Raw genomic sequence first — 23,373 nt, 5'->3', positions numbered from 1 at the left:
CGAAATTGTTTTTGTGACGCAGCTGGCACAACTCTTGCTGGTTGTATAGACAAGACTATACACATGTGATTCACTCGTTAACGTCTTCATAACAAAACACTGCAACCTTAGTTGTCTATACAGGAGTATACCATGTCACTGACTACGCATCATTGCCTGCTAACACCGGGCAAGGTGGACCTGGCCACCCTCAAAAGGATCTATCGCGGGGGTGTCACACTGGCGCTGGACGAAACGTCACGCGGCCGTATTCAGCAGGCGAGTGCCACGGTGGCCGCTATCGTCAAAGAAGGCAAAGTGACCTACGGCATTAACACCGGCTTTGGCAAACTGGCGCAAACCACTATTCCAACGGAACGCCTGGCCGAGTTACAACGCAACCTGGTTCTGTCACACAGCGTCGGGCTGGGTGATCTGCTGCCAGACGACGTGGTGCGCGTGATTATGGCGACCAAAGTCATCAGTCTGGCACGCGGCCATTCAGGAATACGCATTGAACTGGTCGACGCGCTGCTCGCCCTGTTTAACGCCGGCATCATGCCGTGCATCCCGGAAAAAGGCTCCGTTGGCGCCTCGGGCGATCTGGCCCCGCTAGCGCATCTGTCACTGATGCTGCTGGGTGAAGGTGACGTCCGCGTGCAGGGCAAGCTGATACCTGCCACGGAAGGGCTGGCAATCGCCGGGCTGAAGCCTTTTGTACTGGGGCCGAAAGAGGGCCTGGCGCTACTGAACGGTACCCAGGTGTCGACGGCACTGGCGCTGCGCGGTCTGTTCGAAGGGGAGAATATATTTGCCGCCGGACTGGTCGCGGGTGCCCTGTCGCTGGAAGCCATTAAAGGCTCGATCAAACCTTTCGATCACCGTATTCACGAAGCGCGCGGTCAGCAGGGGCAGATAGACGTGGCTGCGGCAGTATCAGCACTGCTGGAAGGCAGTGGCATTCTCACTTCGCACACCAACTGTGGCCGTGTGCAGGATCCTTACTCCATCCGTTGTGTCCCACAGGTGATGGGAGCCTGCCTGGATAACCTCAACCATGCAGCGAACGTATTGCAGATTGAAGCCAACGCCGCCTCCGATAACCCGCTGGTATTTACCGATACCGGCGAAGTGATTTCCGGCGGTAACTTCCACGCCGAGCCGGTGGCTTTTGCCGCCGATATCATCGCACTGGCGATTGCCGAAATCGGCGCTATCTCTGAACGCCGCCTGGCGCTGCTGCTGGATACCAGCCTCTCGGGTCTGCCGCCGTTCCTGGTGAACGATGGCGGGGTAAACTCCGGCTTTATGATTGCCCAGGTGACCGCCGCTGCGCTGGCCTCTGAAAACAAATCCCTGGCCCATCCAGGCAGCGTCGACAGCCTGCCCACCTCCGCCAACCAGGAAGATCACGTTTCCATGGCAACCTACGCCGCTCGCCGCCTGGGCGCGATGTGCTTTAACACCGCTGCCGTGGTTGGCATTGAAGCGATGGCTGCCGCACAGGGTATTGATTTTATTCGTCCGTTGCGCAGTTCCCCTCAGCTGGAACAGGTGCTCGCCGCCATCCGCGAACGCGTACCTTACCTGGAAAAAGACCGCCTGATGGCACCGGATATCGAGCAGATGCGTCTGTGGGCTGGCGCGGATCGCTGGCCAGATATGATCGCCGCCCTGCAACCAGCACGCGCGCGCTAAGCCTAAATTGAGAAGGAATAGACCATGACTAACGCTGTAAAAAATGCCGTATCCCGCACCATTCGCGCCCCGCACGGCAATGAACTGCACTGCGCTAACTGGCTGATTGAAGCTGCTTACCGCATGATCCAGAACAACCTTGACCCGGATGTGGCCGAGCGCCCGGAAGACCTGGTGGTCTACGGCGGCATCGGCAAAGCGGCACGTAACTGGGACTGCTTTGAGCAGATCCTGCGCTCGCTGAAGGCGTTGCAACCGGAAGAAACGCTGCTGGTGCAGTCCGGTAAGCCGGTGGGTGTGTTCCGCACGCACGCCGATGCGCCGCGTGTGTTGATTGCCAACTCCAACCTTGTGCCGCACTGGGCTACCTGGGACCACTTCCATGAACTGGATAAAGCGGGCCTGATGATGTACGGCCAGATGACCGCCGGTTCCTGGATCTACATCGGTGCGCAGGGCATTGTGCAGGGCACATTTGAAACCTTCGTGGAAGCGGGCCGCCAGCATTACCAGGGTGACCTTGCCGGTAAATGGATCCTGACGGCCGGATTAGGTGGGATGGGTGGCGCACAGCCTCTGGCGGGCGTGCTCGCCGGTGCCTCCGTGCTGGCGATTGAGTGCCAGGAGTCACGTATTGATTTCCGTCTGCGCACTCGCTACCTGGATTACAAAGCGTTTAGCGTGGATGAAGCTCTGGCGATTATCGACAAGGCGAACCAGGAGAAACGCGCGATTTCCGTTGGACTGCTGGGCAACGCGGCCGAAATCCTGCCAGAGCTGGTGAAGCGCGCGAAAGCCGGAGGCATGAAACCGGATATCGTCACCGATCAGACCTCCGCCCACGACCCGATTAACGGCTACCTGCCTTTGGGCTGGGATCTGGCGCGTTGGGAGTCCACCCGCAAGACCGATGCAAAAGCCGTAGAAAAAGCCGCCCGTGCCTCCATGGCGGTGCATGTTCAGGCGATGCTCGACTTCTGTCATATGGGCATTCCGACAGTGGATTACGGCAATAATATTCGTCAGGTTGCGCTGGAAGAAGGGGTGAAGAACGCCTTTGATTTCCCTGGCTTTGTCCCGGCCTATATTCGCCCGCTGTTCTGCGAAGGCAAAGGTCCGTTCCGTTGGGTTGCCCTGTCCGGCGACCCGGAAGATATCTACAAAACCGATGCCAAACTGAAAGAGCTGTTCCCGCATCACACCAACCTGCACCGCTGGCTGGATATGGCGCAGGAGCGCATCGCCTTCCAGGGGCTGCCTGCCCGCATCTGCTGGCTGGGGCTGGGAGAACGTCATCTTGCCGGGCTGGCCTTTAATGAAATGGTGCGCAACGGTGAACTGAAAGCACCGGTGGTTATCGGCCGCGACCACCTTGACTGCGGCTCGGTGGCATCACCCAACCGTGAAACTGAAGCGATGATGGATGGGTCGGATGCCGTGTCCGACTGGCCGCTGCTGAACGCCCTGCTGAACACCGCAGGCGGAGCCACCTGGGTCAGCCTGCATCATGGTGGCGGCGTCGGAATGGGCTTCTCACAGCATGCTGGCGTGGTGATTGTCGCAGATGGTACCCCGGAAGCTGATGCCCGCCTTGGCCGCGTACTGTGGAACGACCCGGCCACCGGCGTAATGCGCCATGCGGATGCCGGTTACGAAATAGCCAAAGCCTGCGCCCGCGAGCATGAACTGAATCTCCCGATGATCAAATAACCCCGCACGGGCCTGCTCTCAGGCCCGTTTTTCTCTGCATCTACCCCTTTCTTTCCCGGTTTTATGCTAACTTATTTTCAGCCCGCTACTGGATAGCAACGCCCCTGACAGGAGAAGTAATCTATGGTCATTCCCGTTTCGCTGATTGATGAAGCTACCGGCTGGCGCAGGGCATTTCATGCCCGCCCGGAACTGGGCTATCAGGAGCATCATACGTCGCAAGCAGTGGCGGAACAGCTCACAGCGATGGGGCTTCAGGTGCATCGTGGCCTGGCGGGAACGGGTGTAGTCGGCACCCTGGAAAACGGCCCCGGCCCGACCATTGGTCTGCGCGCTGATATGGATGCGCTGCCAATGACCGAACTGGGCAACCCGCCGCACCGCTCCACGCAGGCGGGCGTGATGCATGCCTGCGGCCACGACGGCCACACGGCGATCCTGCTGGCAACGGCCAGACATCTCAGCACCACCCGATGTTTTAGCGGTACCGTTCACTTTGTCTTCCAGCCTGCTGAAGAGAACCTCGGCGGTGCGCGCCGCATGGTGGAAGATGGCTTATTTACCCTGTTTCCGATGGATGCCATCTACGGCATGCACAACTGGCCGGGCCTGCCTGCGGGTCATGTGGCGGTCAATGAAGGGGCGATGATGGCCTCGCTGGATTCGTTCGAAATCACCCTCAACGGGCGCAGCTGTCATGCAGCAATGCCGGAAAACGGTGCGGACCCGATTGTCGCCGCTGCCCAGCTGATTCTGGCGCTGCAAACCATACCAGCCCGTCGCCTGTCGCCGCTGGCCTCAGCGGTAGTCAGCATTACGCAGATTAACGGTGGTGAAGCGATCAACGTCATCCCGGATACGGTGGTGCTGCGCGGCACGCTGCGCTGCCTGCAGGCGGATGTGCGCGTGCGGGTACGCCAGATGATTGATGAGTTTGTCACCACCTTCACCCGCCCGCTGGGCATTGAAGGCAGCATTATTTATCAGACGGATTATCCGGTTACGGCAAATAATCCGCTGGAAGCGGCGAAGGTGCGCGACTGCGCGCTGACGGTACTTCCCGCAGAGCAGGTGCACTGGAATGTTAACCCGTCGATGGCATCGGAAGATTTTGCCTGCATGCTGGAAGCCTGCCCCGGAGCCTATTTCTGGCTGGGCGCCGACGGTGATACGCCTTCTGCGCCGCTGCACAATGCCCGCTATGACTTTAACGATACGCTGATCGGCCCCGGCATTGCGCTGTGGACCGCGCTGGTCGGACAGTTGCTTCCCGCACGATAATCCGCGGCACGTCGCGCATCACGCGCATCCGGGCTGACCGAAAAAGAAGGTCAGCCCCAACAGAACCCAGGTTGCCCCGAACCGTAGGGGGCGACCATTTTTTCCGGTCGCCCCGTGCCGATGATGGCTACTACGCGTTAATACCCCGCCGAATCGATCTGCGCTAACGCACCATCCAGATCAGTCGCCCGCCCGGTGGCAAGGTAACAACAGGCAATCTGCAAACGCAGCGACTGCGGCACCGGCACTTCGCGATCCAGGCAACGACGGATCCATGCGGCCGTGGTGGCCGCATCTTTGGCGGAAGGCAGATGATCAGCACTCAGCACCAGGTCTTCCTGCCGTGCCAGCAGCGTCTGCGTGTCTTCTCCGGTAATCAGCGTGATCGACGGGCAACGCTGTGGATTCGCGTACACTTCCCCTTCCGTACCGTTCAGCAGCAGGCCACGCCCGCCAATAGCGCTGAAAAACGTCGCCACGCGTGGGATATATTCCGGGTGCGAAACACTGGCCAGCCGCAGCGCCGCATCGGCGGCAAATGGCGTTGCCAGTTTGGCCAGGGTATGCGCGCTGTTACGCACGCCCATCCGCCAGCGCAACGCCAGCTGCTGCTCCATTGGCTGGCACAGCGTGCCGATGGTGATAAACACCAGCTCACCGGCATCCAGCTTCGCCTGCGCGTCTTCCAGGGTAGAAACCGCAGGAATATCCAGCGCAGCAAAGACCGCCTCGCTGGTGATGCGGGTCGGGTCATCGCTGACGCCATGAACCAGCACCGGGAAGCCCAGGCGCGACATTAGCAGCGCCAGCAGCGGGGTCAGGTTTCCCTGACGGCGTGCCCCGTTGTAACTGGGGATCACCACCGGCATCGGCCGCTGTGCTGGCGGCGTCAGGCGCGGCATCTGCTCCTGCATCGCCTGGTAGAAGCCCAGCATTTCCCCCTCGCCTTCGCCTTTAATGCGCAGGGCAATCAGCAAAGCACCCAGCTCAAGATCCGGCACCTCTCCCTTCAGCATCAGGCGATAAAGCTCGCACGCGGTCTCCGCATCAATATCGCGGGCATGATTCTTACCGCGTCCGACCTCTTTAATAATTTTTTTAAAATCCATGCTCATGCTTTTGCTCACTAAAAAGGGTTAACGACGACGGCGCGGTGCGGGTTTCTTCTTCACGGCCGGGGTCACGGCTTTTGGCAGCTCGCCTTCGGGCATCGGAGGCTGCGCGATGGGGAACACCGGCAGCGCGCCCAGCAGACGTGCGCCATAACTTTTGCTGATCAAGCGCCGATCGTAAATCACAATCTCGCCAAAGCAATCATGGCTGCGGATCAGCCGCCCGACCTGCTGGATCAGATTAAACGAGGCGCTGGGCAGGCTTTGCACTTCAAACGGATAGCGTTTGAGGCTTTTCAGCCATTCTCCCTCCGTCAAAATAACCGGACTGTCTATCGGGGGGAAAGCGATTTTATGAATATGTACCTGAGAAAGCAGGTCGCCTTTCAGATCCAGCCCTTCAGCAAAGGACTGTAATCCCACCAGCACGCTGGTTTCCCCCTGCTCCACGCGTTTGCGGTGCAGCGCCACCAGCGCCGGGCGTGGCTTATCGCCCTGCACCAGCATCATCAGGCGCAGCTCGGGCAGGTAAGCGAGGAACTGGTGCATGGCGCGGCCACTGGCGAACAGCACCAGAATCCCCTTATGGGCCGCCAGTTTGATTTGATGACGAAAGAAGTGCGCCATTTCGGCCAGGTGCATCACTTCGTTCGCCAGCATCGGTTCGTACTTCATCTGCGGGATAATCAGCTGACCCTGGGTCACATGATTAAACGGCGAATCGAGGGCAACAAAACGATCCCCGGCTTTTTCACTCAGGCCGGACATCTCCTGCAAACGCTGGAAACTGTTCAGGGAGCGCAGCGTAGCTGAGGTCACCACCACATGTGGGATCTTGCGCCACAGCAGCTTTTCAAGCTGTTCACTGACGCGTATTCCGGCACAGTGAAACATCAGGTGTGCATTGCCGTCGCGGATTTCCCGTGTCGCCCATTTCGACACCGGCGCGCCGGATGCCTGCTCCATCGCCGCCAGCCGCCACAGTTTGCTGCTGGCCTCAAACCAGCCCAGCGCACGGTTCATCTGGATCAACGTGCGGTGCAGGCGCACCACGTCAAACTGCCCGGTTTTCTCGCTGAGGTCGTTCATCATGGCTTCCGCCAGCCCGCGCAGCGCATCGCTGAGTTTGAACAACCGGGCGCAGATCGTCAGGATCTCTTCAGGCAGCAGCCCCATCTCAAAGCGGTATTCCCCCTCCTGCCCTTCCGGCGGCAGATACAGCCCTAAGATCTGCGACAGCATCTGTAGCTGCTCGCGCACCTCTTCGCAGTGGGCTTTGAGCTTATCCGGGTGGCTAAGGGACGGCGGGCGTTTCGGGCGAAACTGCGCCAGACACTGCTCCACCAGGCGGCAGAACAGATCAAGCTGTAACATCGTCCAGCCAGGGGTAATTTCGCCGCTCATCTCCAGCGCATCGCGTGCCACATCGGGCAGATGGTGGCCTTCATCCAGCACCAGCAGCAGGTTTTTCGGCGGCGGCAGCACCGATTCCGTTTCCAGGGCAGCCATCACCAGGGCGTGATTCGCCACCACCACGTCCGCATCTTCGATTTCACGCCGCGCCACATAAAACGGACATTCGCGGAACCAGTTGCAGTTACTGCCGAGGCAGTTGGCTTTATCGGTGCTCAGGCGCTGCCAGAGGGAGTCTTCAATATTTTCCGCACAGTGATCGCGCAGGCCATCCCATTGATAGCGTTTGAGGGATTTTTCCAGTTCGGTGCAGATGGCCCGCTCATCTTTGCTGGCGGTCATATCGTCATCGAGGAACAGCAGCAGATCGCCCTGATTCTCTTCATCCGTCGCCAGCGCTGACAGATTGCGTGGGCAGACGTAACGGCCACGGCCAAACGCCGCCGTAAATTTCAGATCGGGGATAATTTTCTTCAGCAGCGGCAGATCCTTGCTAAAAATCTGATCCTGCAAAGCCACGTTGGCGGTGCTGACCACCAGCGGTTTCTCCTCGGCACGGCTGACGGCAATACCGGGGATCAGGTAAGAGAGGGTTTTCCCCACCCCGGTAGGCGCTTCAATTGCCAGATGACGACCGTCGTCCCCCGCCAGCGTTTTCGCGACCTCGGCAATCATCTGCCGCTGCGGCGCACGCGGAATAAAATCGGGAACTTGCTGTTGCAGGGCTTTATACCACCCGGCAATTTGCGTTTTTAACGCGACAGTTAACGCCATGACAATCACTTCCAGCTAAACAAGGCTGTATTTTTACACAGTATGGCGGCGACGTCAGCCTGCAAACGTTAATCTCCTGCGGCGGCTCGCAGTTTCAGCAGGTCACGCAGGGCGCGGATCGGCACTTCCCGGCTGCGGCCACGGCGAAAAATCAGGGAGAACGCCGCGCGGTAGCTGAACTGTTCCGGCGACAATCGTCGCAACCGGCCCTGCGCCACCCACGGCCGCGCGCAGTGCTCCGGCAGGTAACCAATATACTTACCAGAAAGGATAAGAATCAGCTGCGCTTCAATGCTCTCCACCGAGGCGCTGCTGGCTTTAAAGCCGCGCCGCGCCAGCTCGCTCTGATTCCAGTAGCTGCGGGTTACGAAGCCCACATTTTGCAGGTCATCCGCTGTGTGGCGGGCAAACAGCGAATGGTTGTCGCTGCAGTAGAGCCAGTGTTGTTCATGGTGCAGCGGCACCGTCACCAGATTATTCACGTTCACCGGGAAATGACCGATGGCAAGGTCAAGGCGGTTATCCAGCACCTGTTGCTGCAACTCATTCGGGTCACGCACCGCAAGGCTAAGGTAGATCGCCGGAAAGCGGTCACTGAACTGACGCAGGGTATCGGCCAGTTGCAGCCGGTCATCGGTAGCGGTGGAGTCCACCACGCCCAGCGAAAATACCCCGCCCTGCTCATTCTTCAGCCCATCCACCTGGCGATCGAAGTCCTGCAAGGTATGCAGCAGTTGCAGGCTGTATTGCAGATACTGTTCGCCTTTTTCCGTCAGGGAAAACCCTGCCCGCCCGCGTCGGCACAGCACAAAACCCAGCTGCTGTTCCAGCTCACTCATATAGGCGCTGATGGCAGGCGTGGTCATATTCAGCTCCTGCTGGGCGCGGGAATATCCCTGGCAGCGCGCCACGCAGACAAACACACTCAGCAGTTTCAGATTGGGTAAACGGTTGATGGTCACGCAGCGACAGCCCCGATAGCGAAGGATAAGAAGAAGGTATTAGTTAAGTAATCTATTAACTAATAATCTGCTGTCAATGATTTTTCCCGCTGCCGTTCCGTCAGATGATAGTGCCGACACCCTGCCAGTTAATGAGATCCCTGATGAGCGATAACGACTTCCCCCAGCCACAAAATGGCAATGAGATGCCACGTTTTGCCGGGCATACCACCATGATGCGTCTGCCGCCTGCGGCACAGCCGGACGGACTGGATGCGGCCTTTGTCGGTATTCCACTGGATATCGGCACCTCACAGCGTTCCGGCACCCGTTACGGCCCGCGTGCTATCCGCGCCGACTCGGTGATGATCCGTCCGTACAATATGGCCACCGGGGCCGCGCCGTTTGATTCCCTGCGCGTCGGTGACCTCGGGGACGTGCCGATTAACACCTATAATTTGCTGAAGTCCGTTGAGATTATTGAACGCTATTACACGCGGCTGAACGACTACCCGCTGGTGCCGCTGACCCTCGGCGGTGACCATACCCTGACGCTGCCGATCCTGCGGGCGCTGGTGAAAAAACATGGCCCGGTCGGGCTGATTCATGTCGATGCGCATACCGATACCAACGACGAGATGTTTGGCGAGAAGATTGCCCACGGCACCACATTCCGCCGCGCGGTGGAAGAAGGGTTGCTTGACTGCCAGCGCGTGGTGCAAATCGGCCAGCGCGCTCAGGGCTATGCCGCCGGGGATTTTCAGTGGGGCGTCGATCAGGGCTTCCATCTGGTGCCTGCCGAACAGTGCTGGTATCAGTCAATGGTCCCGCTGATGGCCGACGTTCGCGCCCGCATGGGCAGCGGTCCCGTCTATCTTTCTTATGATATCGACAGCTTTGACCCCGCCTGGGCACCCGGCACCGGCACCCCGGAAGTGGGCGGCCTGACCTCCATCCAGGGGCTGGAAATTGTACGCGGCTGTCGGGGCCTGAATCTGATCGGTGCCGATTTGGTGGAAGTCTCTCCGCCTTACGATATCAGCGGCACCACCTCGCAGCTGGCGGCGAATATTCTCTTTGAAATGCTGTGCGTACTGCCCGGCGTGAAGTACGCATAAGCGTCTTATTACAGCAACACTGAAGGATAAACATGTCACAACAACATCTGATTTTCCCGGCGCGCGTACTGCGTGGCGCTGGCGTCATCAACCAGATCGGCACCCTCAGCCGTGAACTGGGCCAGCGTGTGCTGCTGATCGGCGGCCATCAGGCGCTGGCGGCAGTCAAAGACCGGGTGGCGCAACAGCTGACGGCAGCGGGCTGCACGCTGGTGGGCAGCGAATGGTTTGGCGGTGAAACCTCATTACGTCAGATTGCCCGCCTGGGCGCGCTGGCGCAGGAATATCAGGCTGAGGTAATTATCGCGGTCGGGGGCGGTAAATCGCTGGATACCTGCAAAGCGGTAGGTGCAGAGCAAAATATCCCGGTGATCACCCTGCCCACCATCGCTGCGACCTGTTCGGCGGTAACGCCGTTAACCATTCGCTATGACGATAACGGTAACTTTTTTGATATCTTCCCGCTGCCGCAGGCTCCGGCGGCGGTGATCATCGACAGCCAGTTGCTGACCCAGGCCCCGCTGCGCTGGCTGGCCGCCGGGCTGGGCGATACGCTGGCGAAATGGTATGAGTTCCGTGCGGTGAGCGAACGCCATCCGGCCGTGGATGCCAATGCGCTCTCCTCGCTGGCGCACAGCCGTCTCTGCTACGACGTGATCGCGAAGCACGGGGCGGCAGCCTGTGAAGCCGTGCGCCAGCAGCAGCCTGATCACGCCCTCGATCAGGCGCTGGATGCCATCTTCACCTTTGCCGGGCTGACCTCACTGATGAGCAACGGCGCCCATGCGGCGGCTTCCCATGCCATTTACGAAGGGTTCACGTTCGTCGATAAAACCCGCGAGTTCGGCCACGGCCTGCTGGTCGGCTACGGCAATCTCTGCCTGCTGGCGCTGGAGCAGCGTGACGATGCAGAGCTGCTGGCAGAAATGCGCCTGGCGCGTGACTGTGGCGTGCCGCTCAGTCTGGCAGAGATTGCCGACCTGAATGCGGACGAACTGGCGGTGATTGTGCGCGAATCGGTGCATGCACCGGATATGGCAAATATGCGTGAGACGGTAACGGAAAGCGCGCTGTATCAGGCAATGGCACGCGTGGATGCGCTGGCTGCGACGCTGTAATAAAACCTCCGTAATGGCCGACCTGGCCCGCGATGCAGACCATTAGCACGGGACGACCGGAAAAAAAGGTCATCCCCTGAGGGATCCCCATAAAGTCAGACCGGCATGACGAGCGGTCGACCAGTGACGCGGGTCTGCACGATTGTCCAGGTCAACGTCAAGGGCGTTTCGCTTTCCCGCTGCGCGGGCTGAGCGACCCAGGGTGGGCAGTCGCCCCCTTCAACGTCAAAATCCAGGTCAAGACCCAACCCGAAAACAACTCAGAACCTGTAGGAGCGGACCTTCTGTTTCGGTCCGCCCGTGATGTTGGGCAGGGTGCCGACCCGGCGTTACGGGGCGATCGGAAAAGATGATCGCCCCCTACGCAAGATCGCAATGGCGTCGGGGTTTTAACATTCACAGCGAGCAACGGTTCTGCGGGGATGGGGCCAGTTTGAGTTAAGCCGGACGTCACGCGACAGGACGTCGCGTGCCGAGGCCCGCAGGGATGCGGATTTTGCCGATCCGGCGTACTCAAACTGGCCACGGACCTGAAGCCAGGATATCAGCCAATATTTGTGGGGATCCCTCAGAGGTCGTCCCCTACGCGCCTGGTGCAGGCATAGAACCGTTGTGCTCAATCACCTTATACATGATCGTCGTGGCATCCATTACGCCTGCGGTTGAACGGGCATAGCCGGGGATCTGCCCCGCCACCTGCCAGCCCAGCGAGAGATAAAGCGGTTCCGCCACATCCCCGCTGCGGGTGTCCAGCACCAGCAAACTGCGCCCCTGTTCACCTGCGCGGGCTTCGGCCTGCAACATCAGTTGGCGAGCAATCCCACCGCGGCGCGCATCCGGATGCACCAGCAGCTTGATCACCTCGGCACGATGCACGCCGTTCGCGGGCATGGCCAGCACCAGCATCACCGTGCCAACAATCCGCCCCTCGCGCTTCGCCACCAGCAGCTGTTTATCGCCGCAGGCCAGGCTGAGAACCACATCCTGCCAGAAATTGTGCATAGCCTGCGCATTGCGTTCAACAAAGCCAATACTGGCCCCCTGCGCCACGCAGCCATCCAGCACGTCACACAGCTCAGGCAGTGCCTGCTGCGCCTGCCCGGCGTCCAGCCATTGATAATCAACCTTGTTCATGGGCGGGCCACCACCAGTGCATAATGCGCGCCGCCGGCTTCCGGCGCATAAAAGCGGGTGCGCCCGAACAGATGAAAACGCAGGCAGTCGCCCTGCTCCAGCCGCCAGAAGCGATCATCCATATGAAACTCCAGCACACCATCCAGTATCCAGATATGTTGCTCAAGCCCGGCAATAGGCGGAATGTCGTAGTCAATACGCGCCCCCGCCGCCAGCCGGGCTTCCACCAGCTCGGCATGAAACGCCTGCGCAGGCGGGGAGAGTGAGCGGCGCTCGTAGCCATTTTCCACATCGTGCCAGACGCTTTGCTGCGCAGGCCGCAAAAGTTGTACAGCTTCCTGCTCAACCTCGCTTAACAAACGTGACATCGTTAACCCGTAAGCATTGCACAGACGGTTAAGCAAAGAGGCTGTCGGACTGGTCTCTGCCCGCTCGATGCGGGATAGCGAAGCGCGGCTAATCCCGGTAAGCTCGGCAAGTGACTCCAGCGACCAGCCCTTTTCCAGACGCAGGTCGGCCAGACGCTGTGCCAGCCGCTGTTCCGTGGGGGTTTGTTCCATCGTTATTTCTCATATATGGGAATTAATCTCAAATATGAGATATAGCTGTTTATTTTCATCATTTCAACTTGTACAAGAAATAATACTTTGTACAACCTGATAATATTGGTTAGGCTGATAAAAGGTCTGACAGCCAGCAAGAGGTAACACATGGCACTGTACAGCATCGGCGACGTCGCAGAACGCTGCGGCATTAACCCGGTCACGCTGCGCGCCTGGCAGCGTCGTTATGGTCTGCTTAAACCACAGCGCACTGAAGGTGGTCATCGTCTGTTTGATGAAGACGATATTGCGCGCATTGAAGAGATTAAACGCTGGATCGAGAGCGGCGTGCCGGTCGGCAAGGTCAAAGCGCTGATCGAAGGCGAAAACGTTAATGTTGATGATGGGTGGTTTGCCCTTCAGGAAGAGATGCTGGCGGTGATTCGCCTGGTGCATCCGTCAAAGCTGCGGGTAAAAATCGCGTCAATGGGCAAAGAAAACCCGGCAGAGATGATCATCGACCGTGTCTTTGTACCTATTCGACAGCGCCTTGGTTTGGATCAAAATACCGCGCGGGCAATGTGTAGTTTATTAGATGGTGCTTTAATTGATTACATTGGCTTCTGTTTAACCGGCTCACGCAAGAAAGCAGGCAAAGATGCATTGCTGATTGGCTGGGGCCTGACGGACCGAACCCGATTGTGGCTGGAAGCCTGGCGGCTCTCGCAGCAAGGCTGGCGCATTGACATCCTGGCCGAGCCGCTGGAGTCTCCGCGCCCCGAGCTTTTCCCCGGTCAGCATATTTTTGTGTATACCGGAAAGGCCTTAACCAAACGCCAGCAGGAGCAGATGAGCCACTGGCAGGCGCAAGGGTTTTCGATTACCGCACACGATCACTAAGGAATCAGGCATGACGCAGCAGGTCGCACTTCAGCAGTTAGTGGCGTTCTACCAGACGCTGGACAGCGACAGGCTGACAATGCTGGCGCAGATTTACCACCAGGAGATCTGTCTGAGCGATCCGGTGGGCGAACACCAGGGCCTTGCGGTGGTGGAGCAGTATTTCGCCAGCCTGCTAAAAAACATGCGTTACTGCCGCTTTGTGGTGACCCAGGTGCGTGAGTTTGATACGGACGCGCTGCTGCTGTGGCGCATGGAGTATGCCCACCCCGCACTGCAACGGGGGGCTGACCAGGCGCTGGAAGGCAGCAGTTACCTGCAATTTCGCGACAATAAAGTGATTTTTCAGCGCGATTACTACGACATGGGCGCCATGCTCTACGAGAAGCTACCGCTGCTGGGTGCGATCATCGGCCTGGTCAAAAAGAGGTTGAAATCATGAAACGCGTCTTGATCACCGGCGCCAGCTCCGGCATCGGTCTGCAATTAGCACACGACTATGCGGCAGAAGGCTGGCATGTCACCGCCTGCGGACGCAACCCGGAGCGACTGGACGCACTGCGCCAGCAGTTCCCGCTGATTGACCTTTGCCTGTTTGATATCACCGATCTGGCTGAGACGCGCGCCGCACTCAGCGACAAGCGGGTCGACCTGGCGATCCTCTGCGCAGGCACCTGTGAATACCTTGATCACGGCGTTGTCGATGCTGAAAAAGTCCACCGTGTGATGCTGACCAACTTCAGCGGTCCGGTGAACTGCCTCGACAGCCTGCTCCCGCAGATGCAACCCGGCAGCCGCGTGGCGCTGGTTGGATCCACCGCCAGCATGGTTCCCCTGCCCCGCGCCGAAGCCTACGGTGCCTCGAAGGCCGCGCTGGCCTATTTCGCCCGCAGCCTGGCGCAGGATGTTAAGCGCCAGCAAATTGGCATTACGCTGGTGCTGCCCGGTTTTGTCGACACGCCGCTGACCCAGCGCAACGATTTTGCCATGCCGATGATTGTCGATGTGGTTGAGGCTTCGCGCTTTATCCGGCGCGGGCTGGCAAAAGGAAAGGCCGAAATCGCTTTCCCGGCGCTGTTTGCTTTTATTCTGCGGGTGACCTCGCGGTTGCCCCAGGCCCTTCAGCGTCTTTTAACGCAAAAAATAGCGAGGTAATGCGTGCGCATTGCGATTATTGGCAGTGGTATTGCTGGCCTGAGCTGTGCGTGGAAATTAGCCCCACGCGCCGAGGTTCATCTTTATGAAGCAGGCAGCACACTCGGTGGTCATACCGCCACGGTGGACGTGGAACTGGACGATCAGCACTGGGCGATCGATACCGGGTTCATTGTTTTTAACGATCGCACCTACCCGCGATTTCAGGGATTACTGGCGGAACTGGGGCTGGAAGGCAGGCCCACGGAAATGAGTTTTTCGGTGCGTAATTCCCGCACCGGGCTGGAGTATAACGGCCATACGCTCAGCAGCCTTTTCGCCCAGCGCAGCAACCTGCTCAAGCCTTCGTTTTATCGCTTCCTTGCGGAGATCGTGCGTTTTAACCGCTGTGGAAAGCAGTGGCTGGCGCACCAGCAGGAACAGGGTTCGCTGGATGAGTTTCTCACCGCACAGGGCTTCAGCGATTTTTTTGCCCGGCACTATATTTTGCCAATGGGTGCGGCCATCTGGTCGGTCTCACTGAGTGAGATGCGCCGTATGCCGCTGACCCAGTTCCTGAATTTCTTCCATCATCACGGCCTGCTGGATTTAACCCAGCGCCCGCAATGGTACGTGGTGCCCGGCGGTTCTCGGGAATATATCCGCCGCATGATGCAGCTTATCGGGCAGCAGATGCAGGTGTATCTCGACACCCCGGTTACCCGTGTCACGCGGGATGCAGATGGCATCACGCTGGAGAGCACGCGCGGTGTTGAGCGCTATGACCAGGTCATTTTCGCCTGTCACAGCGACCAGGCGTTGCAGCTGCTGGACGATGCGTCATCCCAGGAGAGTGAGATGCTGGCCGGTGTGCCTTATCGCGCCAATGAAGTGGTGCTGCATACGGACACCCGCTTGTTACCGCAGAATCGCGCGGCCTGGGCGAGCTGGAACTACCGTCTGGATGATAAGGCCAACGACAGCGAACAGCAGGGTGCCAGCGTGACGTACAATATGAATATCCTGCAAGGCATTCAGTCATCACATACGTTCTGCGTCAGCCTCAACCCGACACAACCGATCGATCCGGCCCGCGTGTTACGCCGTTTTGAATACCATCATCCGCAGTTCGGACCGCACTGTCTGCACACTCAGCAGCAGCGCCTGCTGCTGAACGGAAACAACCGCACCTGGTTCTGCGGAGCCTGGAGCTACAACGGTTTTCATGAAGATGGCATCCGCAGCGCGTTAGATGTGACGACGGCGATGGATCAGGCAGGTTTACTGTGAACAGCGTGCTGTACAGCGGCCATGTGCGCCACCGCCGCTTCACCCCGGTGGATCACCAGTTCAGCTACCGCATTTTTATGCCGCTGATTGATCTTGATGAGCTTTCGTTGCTGAAAACCGTTGGCATCGGCCACCACAATCTGCGCGCTGCCAGCTTCAGTGAGGACGACTATCTTGGTGGCGGCAGCGGCATCAAAGAGCGCGCCCAGGCACGCATTGCCGCCCTGACCGGGGAACATCTCACCGGACGCGTGATGCTGTTGACCCAGTTGCGCTACTTTGGCTGTTCGTTTAATCCGGTCAACCTTTACTACCTGTACGATGCCGCCGACACGCTGCGCTGGATGCTGGCCGAGGTGCGTAACACGCCGTGGAATGAGCGCCACACTTACGCGGTGAAACCCGACAGCAGCGAAACGACACAGAAAGCATTTCATGTTTCTCCGTTTAACCCTATGGAGATGGTTTACCACTGGCGGCTGTCCCCGCCGGGTACATCACTGCAGGTGCATATTGAGAACCACCGTGAGGGGCGCGAATTTGATGCCACCCTGCATTTACGCCGTCAGCCGCTGACCCGGCAGACGCTGCGCCATTTTCTCTGGCGCTTTCCCATGATGACCGTTCGTACCGCGCTGGCGATTTACTGGCAGGCGTGGAAACTTTGGCGCAAAGGTGCGCCGGTATATGACCACCGTAAGCCGGAGAAATAACCCATGACTGGCACTGATTTCAGCCTGACGCGCCGTGCGAAAACGGGTAAACGCTTCTCCACATCGCGCCGGGTGATTTTATCCCTGTTGCAGGGCATTAAAGGGGCCGGATTAACCCTGCACGACCCGCATCTTGGCACGTACTTTTTTGGTGATGCGCAGGCCACACTTCAGGCCGAAGTGCTGGTGCATCACTCACGGGCGTATCGCCGCATCCTGCTGGGTGGCAGCATTGCCGCCGCAGAAACCTATATGGATGGCGAATGGGAAACACCAGACTTAACCGCGGTGATCCTGACGCTGGCACAAAATACCCGTGTCGCCGATAAGCTGGAGGCCCGCCTCAGCTGGCTGACCGCGCCGTTTAATCAGCTGCTGCATGCGCTGCGCCGCAACAATGTGCGCCAGGCAAAGCGCAATATCGCCGCCCATTACGACCTCGGCAACGACTTCTACACCACGTTCCTCGATGAGGCAATGCTCTATTCCAGCGCCTGGTTCCAGCAGCCAGAGATGACGCTGGAGCAGGCGCAACAGGCCAAAATGAAACGCCTGTGCGTGAAGCTGGCACTGACACCGAATGACCATCTGCTGGAGATCGGCAGTGGCTGGGGCGCAATGGCCGAGTTTGCTGCACGCGAGTATGGCTGCCGGGTGACCACCACCACTATTTCGCGCGAACAGTATGCCTACTGCTGTCAGCGCATCGCCGCCGCCGGGCTAAGCGATCGTGTCACCGTGCTGTGTGAGGATTACCGTGATCTTAGCGGCCAGTACGACAAAATTGTCTCGATAGAGATGATTGAAGCGGTCGGTAAAGCCTATATTCCCCTGTTTATTCAGCGCTGCCAGCAGTTACTGAAACCGGGCGGCCGCCTGGCATTGCAGGCGATCACCATCAGTGAAGAACGTTTTCACAGTTACGCGCGCGGCGTCGACTTTATTCAGCGTTATATCTTCCCCGGCGGCTTTTTACCCTCCGTCAGCCTGTTACAGAACACCCTGAGTGAAATCAGCGATTTCAGCGAGATTGACCAGTTGGAAATCGGCCCGGACTACGCGCAAACCCTGCAACTGTGGCGGCGACGCTTTGACAATGCCTGGCCGCAGCTGGCAAAGGGGCGCTTTGACGAGCGTTTCCGCCGTATGTGGCTGTTCTATCTCTGCTACTGCGAGGCAGGATTCCGCGCACAGACCATTGGCACCGTCCAGCTCACACTGCAACGCGCATGAGCCGCCTGCGCTTTTGGTTACTCACCCTCGGCTTCGATATTTACTGGGGGCTGGCCGTGGCGCTGCGCGAACGCATCGGGCTGCTGTTGTGTGCCGGGGCGCTGTTTTCCTGGCTGCTTAGCCCGCGTGAGGTGAAGCTGCGCCTGCTGCTGGTCGCACTGGCAGGCATCGCACTCGACAGCCTGTGGCTGAGCCTGGATCTGTTCAGTTTTAGCGGCAGCCACGCGTTTCCCGTCTGGATGCTGGCATTGTGGCTGACGTTCGCCTGCTGGTGGAGAATGATCCTCCAGCGCTTTGCACCGGGCTGGCGCTGGCTGGTCGCGGCGGGCGCCTTGGGCGGACCTTTTTCCTATTTCATCGGTGAGCGGCTCGGTGGCCTGCAATGGCATCAGTCACCTGCCGTAGCGCTGGGTGCGCTGGCCATTGGCTGGGCGATCTGGCTGCCGTTAGCCAGCCGACTGCTGCGGAGAGGCTCATGAAGAAATGGCTGTTATTACTGCTGTTGTTTTCACCGCTGAGCCAGGCCGCTGACTGGCTGCGCTGGCAGAACGTGGGCAAAGCGACGCTGACCTGGGGACCGTTTACGCTGTACGATTCCCAGCTGCTGACGCCCGGCGGACGCTGGCAGCCTGACCAGTGGCCGCTGGCGCTGGTGATCACCTACCGCCGCAACATCAGCCGCCAGGAGCTGCTGGATGCCACGCTGGAACAGTGGCAGGCACAGAATACCGGCAGCAGCGCTCAGCGCCAGCAGTGGCTGCAACAGTTGTCCGCCGTGTGGCCGGGCGTCAGCGATGGCACCCGCCTGGCATTCCAGGCTGATGCGAATGGTGGGCAATTTTACTGGCAGGCTGCCGGTACGCAGGCCGCTATCAACCCGATAGGCCCGCGTTTTGATGCTGCCTTTCGCGATGCTTTTCTCAATATCTGGCTAGCGCCATCGTCGACTTACCCCGATATCCGTCGGGAACTGACCGGAGGTTAATCATGTGGAAATCCCTGTTACTGACGCTCAGCCTGCTGCTGGCGGGCTGTAGTGCCACGCTGGAAGACTATCAGCAGGCGCAACCGAAGATTGATATTTTCAGCTGGTTCAACGGTGAATCCCGCGCCTGGGGGATGGTGCAGAATTACAGCGGTAAGCAGATCCGCCGTTTTGACGTGGTGATCCGCGGCCAGGTGGTGGGCGAGACGCTGACATTAAACGAGCAGTTCGTCTATGACGATGGCGAGAAGCAGACGCGCATCTGGCATATCCGCCGCCTGGCAGACGGCAGCTACACCGGAACGGCCGGGGATATTATTGGCACGGCAACGGGCCACGCCAGCGGCAACGCCTTTAACTGGCGCTACACCATGACGGTAAAAACCGATGACAGCAGCTACAAACTGAACTTTGACGACTGGATTTATCAGCAGGATGCGCAGCACCTGATGAACGTTACCTCGATGAAAAAATTCGGTATTGAAGTGGCACGCGTCACGCTGTTCTTCTCAAAACAGCCCGATTCGGCACAATAAAACGTCTGCTTTGGCTTAATTACGGCGGGCGAAAGCGCTATACTCCGCCCCTGATTAAGTAAAGGGGCTACGTGATGAACTTACAAAAGATTGGTGTGATCTTTATCTTCCTGCTGATGGCGCTGGGTGGGATTGGCGGCGTGATGCTGGCCGGGTATACCTTCATCGTTCGTTCCTGATCGTGCGGCCCGGCGGCAGTCTGTTGCCGCCCCGCCAGCACCTTTGGTTGTAACTTATAACCATACGGAATTTATCTCGACAGGTCAGACAGTTATGCTTTGAGTTTACTCATCAAAATAAAACTCAACATCATGACTGAAATCACTTCTTCGGCGCATGTCGCACTGGCAGGGAACACGCCAACAGGCGATATCGTTACCCTCCGTCAGGCATCGGATGTCTCTCAGCTGGTGAACTCCAGCAATCACTCGGGCAACAATGCACGTATTGTTATCGGTATCGCCCTTGGCGGTGTGTTTCTTGACGCCTACGATCTGGGGGCACTCGCCTTTGGCATGAAAGATGTCACCCGCGAATTTGGCCTCTCCCCGGCAGGCGCGGGCATGATCGCCTCGTCGATTACGCTGGGTGCCATCGTCGGCGCGCTGATTGGCGGCTACCTCACCGATAAAATTGGCCGCTATCGCGTCTTTATGGCGGATATGTTCTTCTTTGTGTTTGCAGCCCTCGCCTGTGCGTTTGCCCCCAATGAGTATGTACTGGCCGGTGCGCGTTTCGTAATGGGCCTGGGCATCGGTATTGATTTACCGGTCGCGATGGCTTTCCTCGCCGAGTTCTCCAAACTGCGGGGTCGCGGCAATAAAGCCGCCAGTATTGCCATGTGGTGCCCAACCTGGTATGCCGCCATCTCCATCTCTTATCTGCTGGTGCTGTTCTTCTGGACGGTATTGCCGGAGAGTCACAGCGACCTGATGTGGCGCATTATTCTTGGCTTCGGGGCCGTTCCGGCGTTGATTATTATTGCCATTCGCAGCCGCTATATGAGTGAGTCTCCGGTCTGGGCCGCCAATCAGGGCGACCTGAAAGGGGCAGCGGCGATCCTGCGCAGCGCCTGGGGCATTAATGCGCACGTCGCCGCCGATGCCGATCTCGCGCCGGTCAAAGCGGTACGCCGCGCCAGCTGGAGCAACTACGGCGCGCTGTTCAAAGGGGTTTACCTGAAGCGCACCGTGCTGGCGACCGTTACCTCAATCGTATCTCCTTTCGCCTATAACGCGGTGGCGTTTGGCCTGCCGGTGATTATCTCCAGCTTCCTCGCCCAGTCGATGCTCAACACTATTCTGCTGTCGCTGGCGCTGAATCTGCTGTTTGCCTTTGTCGGCGGTACGCTGGCCGTGCGGCTGGTGCCACGCTTTGGTGCCTGGAAAATGATGACGCTCGGTTATACGTTCCAGATTGTGGCGCTGGTCGGTCTGGCGCTGGTGGGGCGCCCGGAAGACGGGCAACAGGCGGCGATCTCGATTGGTATGCTGGCGCTGTTCCTGCTGGGACAGGGCTTCGGGCCGGGCGCACATACCATGACCTACGCCTCTCTCAGCTACCCGACGTCCCTGCGCGGCGTGGGTGTGGGCTTTAACCAGACGATGGTGCGCGCAAGCTCGACCGCTTCGCTGTTCCTGTTCCCGGTACTGGCCGCCCTGCTGGGCACCAATGTGTTCTGGGTGATTGGCATGGCACCGATTATCGGTTTGATCGCCCTGCTGGCTATCCGCTGGGAGCCTTCAGGCTACGATGTCGATTCCGAGGATTTTGCTTTTAGTCATCAGTAGAAAAACAGCGTGTGGCGGCATGATTCGTCACACGCTCCCCGCCCACAAGCGATCGATGTTATCAGTAAGCCACCGCGGTAGGCGGTAACTGACTGAACGGCTGATAAAAGATCCCTACTTAGAACCTGCCCCATTAGGTTCACATAAAGACAGCGATGATCTTAGGGAGGGTCCGGATCTTCATCACTATCTTAAACTTTCTTTTACATCTATGTAATTTTCCCCCATCATCTCGTAATAATCTAAATCTATATAAATAGAAAAATCATCCGATATTAACAATACATTATTTAAAACATTATCACCAAAGCTAAAATCATCCCTTAATGAATTTAATGATGAAATTAAAAAAGCACCACAATATTTCCAGTCGTCATCAATAAAAACAAAAAAACCAGAATCATATTTTTTTATTTTATCGAAAAACTCAGAAAGAAGCTTATTTTCTATTTTATTTTTAATGGAACGCCTTTCATTCATTAAGGATTTTTTCAATACATCATCTGTAAACTCTAAAGAAAGTAAATTCAAAGCATCGACATTGCAACAAACTAACGAATTAATTTTAGATAGATATGATTCAAAAACCATTTTTCCATTAGCCTTTCGATATAACAACTCTTTTTTATATTGTGTTGAATTCATATTAACCACCATGCTTTTTATAATAAGCTTTGCTTTTAGGGTTCGCTATTTTCGGTCGCCCATAATCGTTCATGCGTGTATCACCTGTTCTGGGATCAACTTTTACGTTACCCGCTTCCCAATGTGGCTGTTCTGGATGGCTAACATCCATTGTTTGTTGTTGTACTGTCGTAAGAGTAGTACGGCCACCTGATTTTGATACTTCATATCTATACTCCCAACCAGAGCTATTTTTCGACTGGCTGACAGGTTGTTGACTTGTCGGTATTCCTGTTTGTCTCATTGCACTACGTCTGGCTGCACGAGAAGAACTCAATGGATTGTTGTCACGTCCAATTTGACCACCTGCCAACCCCCGCGGATCGATCCGCGTTAACGAATTCAATCTCGCTTTACCTAATCCCGCAGTAATCGAAGCGACCGCAATCGCTGCTCCTTTGGTCGTCTCGTTCAGTACCTGGTCATATCCCTTAACCGCATCGCCACCTAACTGCTCGGCCGTTTTCCTGAATCCCTCGACATTACCATTATACACGCCACCGGCTGCCAGTAACCGCCCGGCCGCTTTGCTGTTAATCGTTTTCCCCTGTGAGGCTTGCTGGTCTGGGTCACCGACATAATGCTTTTTCAGGGTAGGGGCGGGCTTTTTGCCATGATGACGTTTCAGGCATATTTCATAGGCCCTCCTGACTGCCTGCTCGAACGGTGAAGCACGGAGCTCCCTGGAACCGCCGAAAACCAGATTGCTCTCTGCATCGAAATAGAACGGATGGTAAAAAGGATCCCAACGTTCTGACGTATCAATACCGATAATCCCACCACTGTTGAGGCCCCTCTCGGTGGCATCATAAAGGGGATCGTAGCCATTCTTTCCTGAGTATCGGTTGGACGGGTTGAAGCGATCATTATTGGCCGTTTTTCGCTGCGGGAGATCACTGGATATGTCTTGCCTGGCATAGCACCTATAATCCATTTCATAATAAATCCGGGCATTGCTGAACGCCGCGCGGGGCGTCTGAATGAACTGAAAATCCCGTGGGTAAAGCCGCCTTCCAGCATCCTGTACCTGATATAAACAGAACATGAATCCTCGCGTGTTTATCCTTAAACAAGGAAGGAATATCTATGCTTTCATCGTGTAAATATCAATCGCTGTTTATCCATAATTTTCCCAGGACCAGGGAAGATGGGATCAGATGATTGTCGATCTGCTACCGATGAAAAGATCATCGGCGCCATTGTTGAAAAATATGTTTTCAAATAATTGGTGGCATGACCAAAATACGATGAATTTCATATTAGAGAGCCAGCTGGCACTGGCTGACCG

At 57.5% G+C, this 23,373-nt stretch carries 23 protein-coding genes; 16 read left to right on the top strand and 7 right to left on the bottom strand.

Going from position 1 to position 23,373, the window contains the following annotated elements:
* Window positions 1-132 precede the first annotated feature (132 nt).
* From hutH to ACFL9S_RS02580, 3 genes are all read left to right on the top strand, one after another.
* Entirely contained in the window at window positions 133-1,677 is a 1,545-nt protein-coding gene (gene hutH / locus ACFL9S_RS02590; protein ID WP_405260141.1) for a histidine ammonia-lyase, read from the top strand.
* A 24-nt stretch (window positions 1,678-1,701) separates the two neighbouring features.
* On the top strand, window positions 1,702-3,387 hold the full coding sequence (gene hutU / locus ACFL9S_RS02585) for a urocanate hydratase (RefSeq protein ID WP_405260140.1): 1,686 nt from the start codon (window positions 1,702-1,704) through the stop codon (window positions 3,385-3,387).
* A gap of 123 nt (window positions 3,388-3,510) precedes the next feature.
* A complete protein-coding gene (locus ACFL9S_RS02580) occupies window positions 3,511-4,668 on the top strand; it encodes a M20 aminoacylase family protein (protein WP_405260139.1) in 1,158 nt (385 codons plus the stop codon).
* Between the two features lie 137 nt (window positions 4,669-4,805).
* Here ACFL9S_RS02580 and ybiB read toward each other — a convergent pair whose 3' ends face one another.
* From ybiB to ACFL9S_RS02565, 3 genes are all read right to left on the bottom strand, one after another.
* Window positions 4,806-5,777: a DNA-binding protein YbiB gene (gene ybiB, locus ACFL9S_RS02575; RefSeq protein WP_405260138.1), complete on the bottom strand. Its 972-nt coding sequence runs from the start codon at window positions 5,775-5,777 to the stop codon at window positions 4,806-4,808.
* A 27-nt stretch (window positions 5,778-5,804) separates the two neighbouring features.
* On the bottom strand, window positions 5,805-7,967 hold the full coding sequence (gene dinG, locus ACFL9S_RS02570) for an ATP-dependent DNA helicase DinG (protein ID WP_405260137.1): 2,163 nt from the start codon (window positions 7,965-7,967) through the stop codon (window positions 5,805-5,807).
* Window positions 7,968-8,035: 68 nt separating this feature from the next.
* On the bottom strand, window positions 8,036-8,929 hold the full coding sequence (locus ACFL9S_RS02565) for a LysR family transcriptional regulator (protein WP_405260136.1): 894 nt from the start codon (window positions 8,927-8,929) through the stop codon (window positions 8,036-8,038).
* Window positions 8,930-9,072: 143 nt separating this feature from the next.
* Here ACFL9S_RS02565 and speB point away from each other — a divergent pair, with 143 nt between their 5' ends.
* Entirely contained in the window at window positions 9,073-10,026 is a 954-nt protein-coding gene (speB, locus tag ACFL9S_RS02560; protein WP_405260135.1) for an agmatinase, read from the top strand.
* Between the two features lie 32 nt (window positions 10,027-10,058).
* Window positions 10,059-11,144 (top strand): iron-containing alcohol dehydrogenase family protein, encoded by a 1,086-nt coding sequence (locus tag ACFL9S_RS02555; protein ID WP_405260134.1) that lies wholly within the window; start codon window positions 10,059-10,061, stop codon window positions 11,142-11,144.
* 582 nt (window positions 11,145-11,726) lie between these two features.
* Here the strand turns inward: ACFL9S_RS02555 and ACFL9S_RS02550 are convergent.
* Window positions 11,727-12,278, bottom strand: a complete 552-nt coding sequence (locus ACFL9S_RS02550; RefSeq protein ID WP_405260133.1) for a GNAT family N-acetyltransferase — start codon at window positions 12,276-12,278, stop codon at window positions 11,727-11,729.
* On the bottom strand, window positions 12,275-12,838 hold the full coding sequence (locus ACFL9S_RS02545; RefSeq protein ID WP_405260132.1) for a helix-turn-helix domain-containing protein: 564 nt from the start codon (window positions 12,836-12,838) through the stop codon (window positions 12,275-12,277). The genes ACFL9S_RS02550 and ACFL9S_RS02545 overlap by 4 nt, the downstream gene beginning before the upstream one ends.
* A 150-nt stretch (window positions 12,839-12,988) precedes the next feature.
* On the opposite strand from ACFL9S_RS02545, the gene ACFL9S_RS02540 reads away from it, so the two are divergent.
* The 11 genes from ACFL9S_RS02540 to ACFL9S_RS02490 all read left to right on the top strand — a co-directional run bounded on the left by ACFL9S_RS02540 (window position 12,989) and on the right by ACFL9S_RS02490 (window position 21,401).
* Complete coding sequence (locus ACFL9S_RS02540; protein ID WP_405260131.1) at window positions 12,989-13,720, top strand: MerR family transcriptional regulator; 732 nt, start codon at window positions 12,989-12,991, stop codon at window positions 13,718-13,720.
* A gap of 10 nt (window positions 13,721-13,730) precedes the next feature.
* Window positions 13,731-14,162, top strand: coding sequence for a nuclear transport factor 2 family protein (locus tag ACFL9S_RS02535; RefSeq protein WP_405260130.1), 432 nt, complete (start codon window positions 13,731-13,733; stop codon window positions 14,160-14,162).
* The gene (locus ACFL9S_RS02530) at window positions 14,159-14,875 is read left to right on the top strand and encodes an SDR family NAD(P)-dependent oxidoreductase (protein WP_405260129.1); all 717 of its coding nucleotides are present in this window, start codon (window positions 14,159-14,161) and stop codon (window positions 14,873-14,875) included. The genes ACFL9S_RS02535 and ACFL9S_RS02530 overlap by 4 nt, the downstream gene beginning before the upstream one ends.
* Window positions 14,876-14,878: 3 nt before the next feature.
* Complete coding sequence (locus ACFL9S_RS02525) at window positions 14,879-16,144, top strand: NAD(P)/FAD-dependent oxidoreductase (protein ID WP_405260128.1); 1,266 nt, start codon at window positions 14,879-14,881, stop codon at window positions 16,142-16,144.
* Window positions 16,141-16,857 carry a DUF1365 domain-containing protein gene (locus tag ACFL9S_RS02520; protein ID WP_405260127.1) on the top strand — a complete coding sequence of 239 codons (717 nt, stop codon included), beginning with the start codon at window positions 16,141-16,143 and terminating at the stop codon, window positions 16,855-16,857. The genes ACFL9S_RS02525 and ACFL9S_RS02520 overlap by 4 nt, the downstream gene beginning before the upstream one ends.
* A gap of 3 nt (window positions 16,858-16,860) precedes the next feature.
* Window positions 16,861-18,090 (top strand): class I SAM-dependent methyltransferase, encoded by a 1,230-nt coding sequence (locus ACFL9S_RS02515; protein ID WP_405260126.1) that lies wholly within the window; start codon window positions 16,861-16,863, stop codon window positions 18,088-18,090.
* Window positions 18,087-18,569 carry a DUF2878 domain-containing protein gene (locus ACFL9S_RS02510; protein WP_405260125.1) on the top strand — a complete coding sequence of 161 codons (483 nt, stop codon included), beginning with the start codon at window positions 18,087-18,089 and terminating at the stop codon, window positions 18,567-18,569. The genes ACFL9S_RS02515 and ACFL9S_RS02510 overlap by 4 nt, the downstream gene beginning before the upstream one ends.
* The gene (locus tag ACFL9S_RS02505) at window positions 18,566-19,075 is read left to right on the top strand and encodes a hypothetical protein (protein WP_405260124.1); all 510 of its coding nucleotides are present in this window, start codon (window positions 18,566-18,568) and stop codon (window positions 19,073-19,075) included. Before ACFL9S_RS02510 ends, ACFL9S_RS02505 begins: the two co-directional genes overlap by 4 nt.
* 2 nt (window positions 19,076-19,077) lie before the next feature.
* Window positions 19,078-19,611, top strand: coding sequence for a DUF3833 domain-containing protein (locus ACFL9S_RS02500; RefSeq protein WP_405260123.1), 534 nt, complete (start codon window positions 19,078-19,080; stop codon window positions 19,609-19,611).
* A 74-nt stretch (window positions 19,612-19,685) separates the two neighbouring features.
* Window positions 19,686-19,790: a protein YohO gene (locus tag ACFL9S_RS02495; RefSeq protein WP_133841139.1), complete on the top strand. Its 105-nt coding sequence runs from the start codon at window positions 19,686-19,688 to the stop codon at window positions 19,788-19,790.
* Between the two features lie 132 nt (window positions 19,791-19,922).
* Window positions 19,923-21,401 carry an MFS transporter gene (locus ACFL9S_RS02490; protein ID WP_405260122.1) on the top strand — a complete coding sequence of 493 codons (1,479 nt, stop codon included), beginning with the start codon at window positions 19,923-19,925 and terminating at the stop codon, window positions 21,399-21,401.
* A 186-nt stretch (window positions 21,402-21,587) separates the two neighbouring features.
* Here ACFL9S_RS02490 and ACFL9S_RS02485 read toward each other — a convergent pair whose 3' ends face one another.
* Together ACFL9S_RS02485 and ACFL9S_RS02480 are read right to left on the bottom strand one after the other, a co-directional pair.
* Complete coding sequence (locus tag ACFL9S_RS02485) at window positions 21,588-22,046, bottom strand: hypothetical protein (protein ID WP_405260121.1); 459 nt, start codon at window positions 22,044-22,046, stop codon at window positions 21,588-21,590.
* Window position 22,047: 1 nt separating this feature from the next.
* A complete protein-coding gene (locus tag ACFL9S_RS02480; protein ID WP_405260120.1) occupies window positions 22,048-23,130 on the bottom strand; it encodes a hypothetical protein in 1,083 nt (360 codons plus the stop codon).
* Window positions 23,131-23,373 lie beyond the last annotated feature (243 nt).

This window comes from Erwinia sp. AnSW2-5, assembly GCF_045107195.1.
Lineage (GTDB): Bacteria > Pseudomonadota > Gammaproteobacteria > Enterobacterales > Enterobacteriaceae > Erwinia.
Note: the sequence above shows the minus strand (reverse complement) of the source record. Positions and strands in the feature narration are given on the sequence as shown.

Bases quoted from the DNA above. Each gene is read 5' to 3' on its own strand.
- ACFL9S_RS02545 (WP_405260132.1), bottom strand. From the start codon at position 12,838: ATGGAACAAACCCCCACGGAACAGCGGCTGGCACAGCGTCTGGCCGAC.
- ACFL9S_RS02530 (WP_405260129.1), top strand. From the start codon at position 14,159: ATGAAACGCGTCTTGATCACCGGCGCCAGCTCCGGCATCGGTCTGCAA.
- dinG (WP_405260137.1), bottom strand. From the start codon at position 7,967: ATGGCGTTAACTGTCGCGTTAAAAACGCAAATTGCCGGGTGGTATAAA.
- ACFL9S_RS02485 (WP_405260121.1), bottom strand. From the start codon at position 22,046: ATGAATTCAACACAATATAAAAAAGAGTTGTTATATCGAAAGGCTAAT.
- ACFL9S_RS02480 (WP_405260120.1), bottom strand. From the start codon at position 23,130: ATGTTCTGTTTATATCAGGTACAGGATGCTGGAAGGCGGCTTTACCCA.
- hutH (WP_405260141.1), top strand. From the start codon at position 133: ATGTCACTGACTACGCATCATTGCCTGCTAACACCGGGCAAGGTGGAC.
- ACFL9S_RS02490 (WP_405260122.1), top strand. From the start codon at position 19,923: ATGACTGAAATCACTTCTTCGGCGCATGTCGCACTGGCAGGGAACACG.
- ACFL9S_RS02550 (WP_405260133.1), bottom strand. From the start codon at position 12,278: ATGAACAAGGTTGATTATCAATGGCTGGACGCCGGGCAGGCGCAGCAG.
- ACFL9S_RS02540 (WP_405260131.1), top strand. From the start codon at position 12,989: ATGGCACTGTACAGCATCGGCGACGTCGCAGAACGCTGCGGCATTAAC.
- speB (WP_405260135.1), top strand. From the start codon at position 9,073: ATGAGCGATAACGACTTCCCCCAGCCACAAAATGGCAATGAGATGCCA.
- ACFL9S_RS02580 (WP_405260139.1), top strand. From the start codon at position 3,511: ATGGTCATTCCCGTTTCGCTGATTGATGAAGCTACCGGCTGGCGCAGG.
- ACFL9S_RS02555 (WP_405260134.1), top strand. From the start codon at position 10,059: ATGTCACAACAACATCTGATTTTCCCGGCGCGCGTACTGCGTGGCGCT.
- hutU (WP_405260140.1), top strand. From the start codon at position 1,702: ATGACTAACGCTGTAAAAAATGCCGTATCCCGCACCATTCGCGCCCCG.
- ACFL9S_RS02500 (WP_405260123.1), top strand. From the start codon at position 19,078: ATGTGGAAATCCCTGTTACTGACGCTCAGCCTGCTGCTGGCGGGCTGT.
- ACFL9S_RS02515 (WP_405260126.1), top strand. From the start codon at position 16,861: ATGACTGGCACTGATTTCAGCCTGACGCGCCGTGCGAAAACGGGTAAA.
- ybiB (WP_405260138.1), bottom strand. From the start codon at position 5,777: ATGGATTTTAAAAAAATTATTAAAGAGGTCGGACGCGGTAAGAATCAT.
- ACFL9S_RS02505 (WP_405260124.1), top strand. From the start codon at position 18,566: ATGAAGAAATGGCTGTTATTACTGCTGTTGTTTTCACCGCTGAGCCAG.
- ACFL9S_RS02495 (WP_133841139.1), top strand. From the start codon at position 19,686: ATGAACTTACAAAAGATTGGTGTGATCTTTATCTTCCTGCTGATGGCG.
- ACFL9S_RS02535 (WP_405260130.1), top strand. From the start codon at position 13,731: ATGACGCAGCAGGTCGCACTTCAGCAGTTAGTGGCGTTCTACCAGACG.
- ACFL9S_RS02510 (WP_405260125.1), top strand. From the start codon at position 18,087: ATGAGCCGCCTGCGCTTTTGGTTACTCACCCTCGGCTTCGATATTTAC.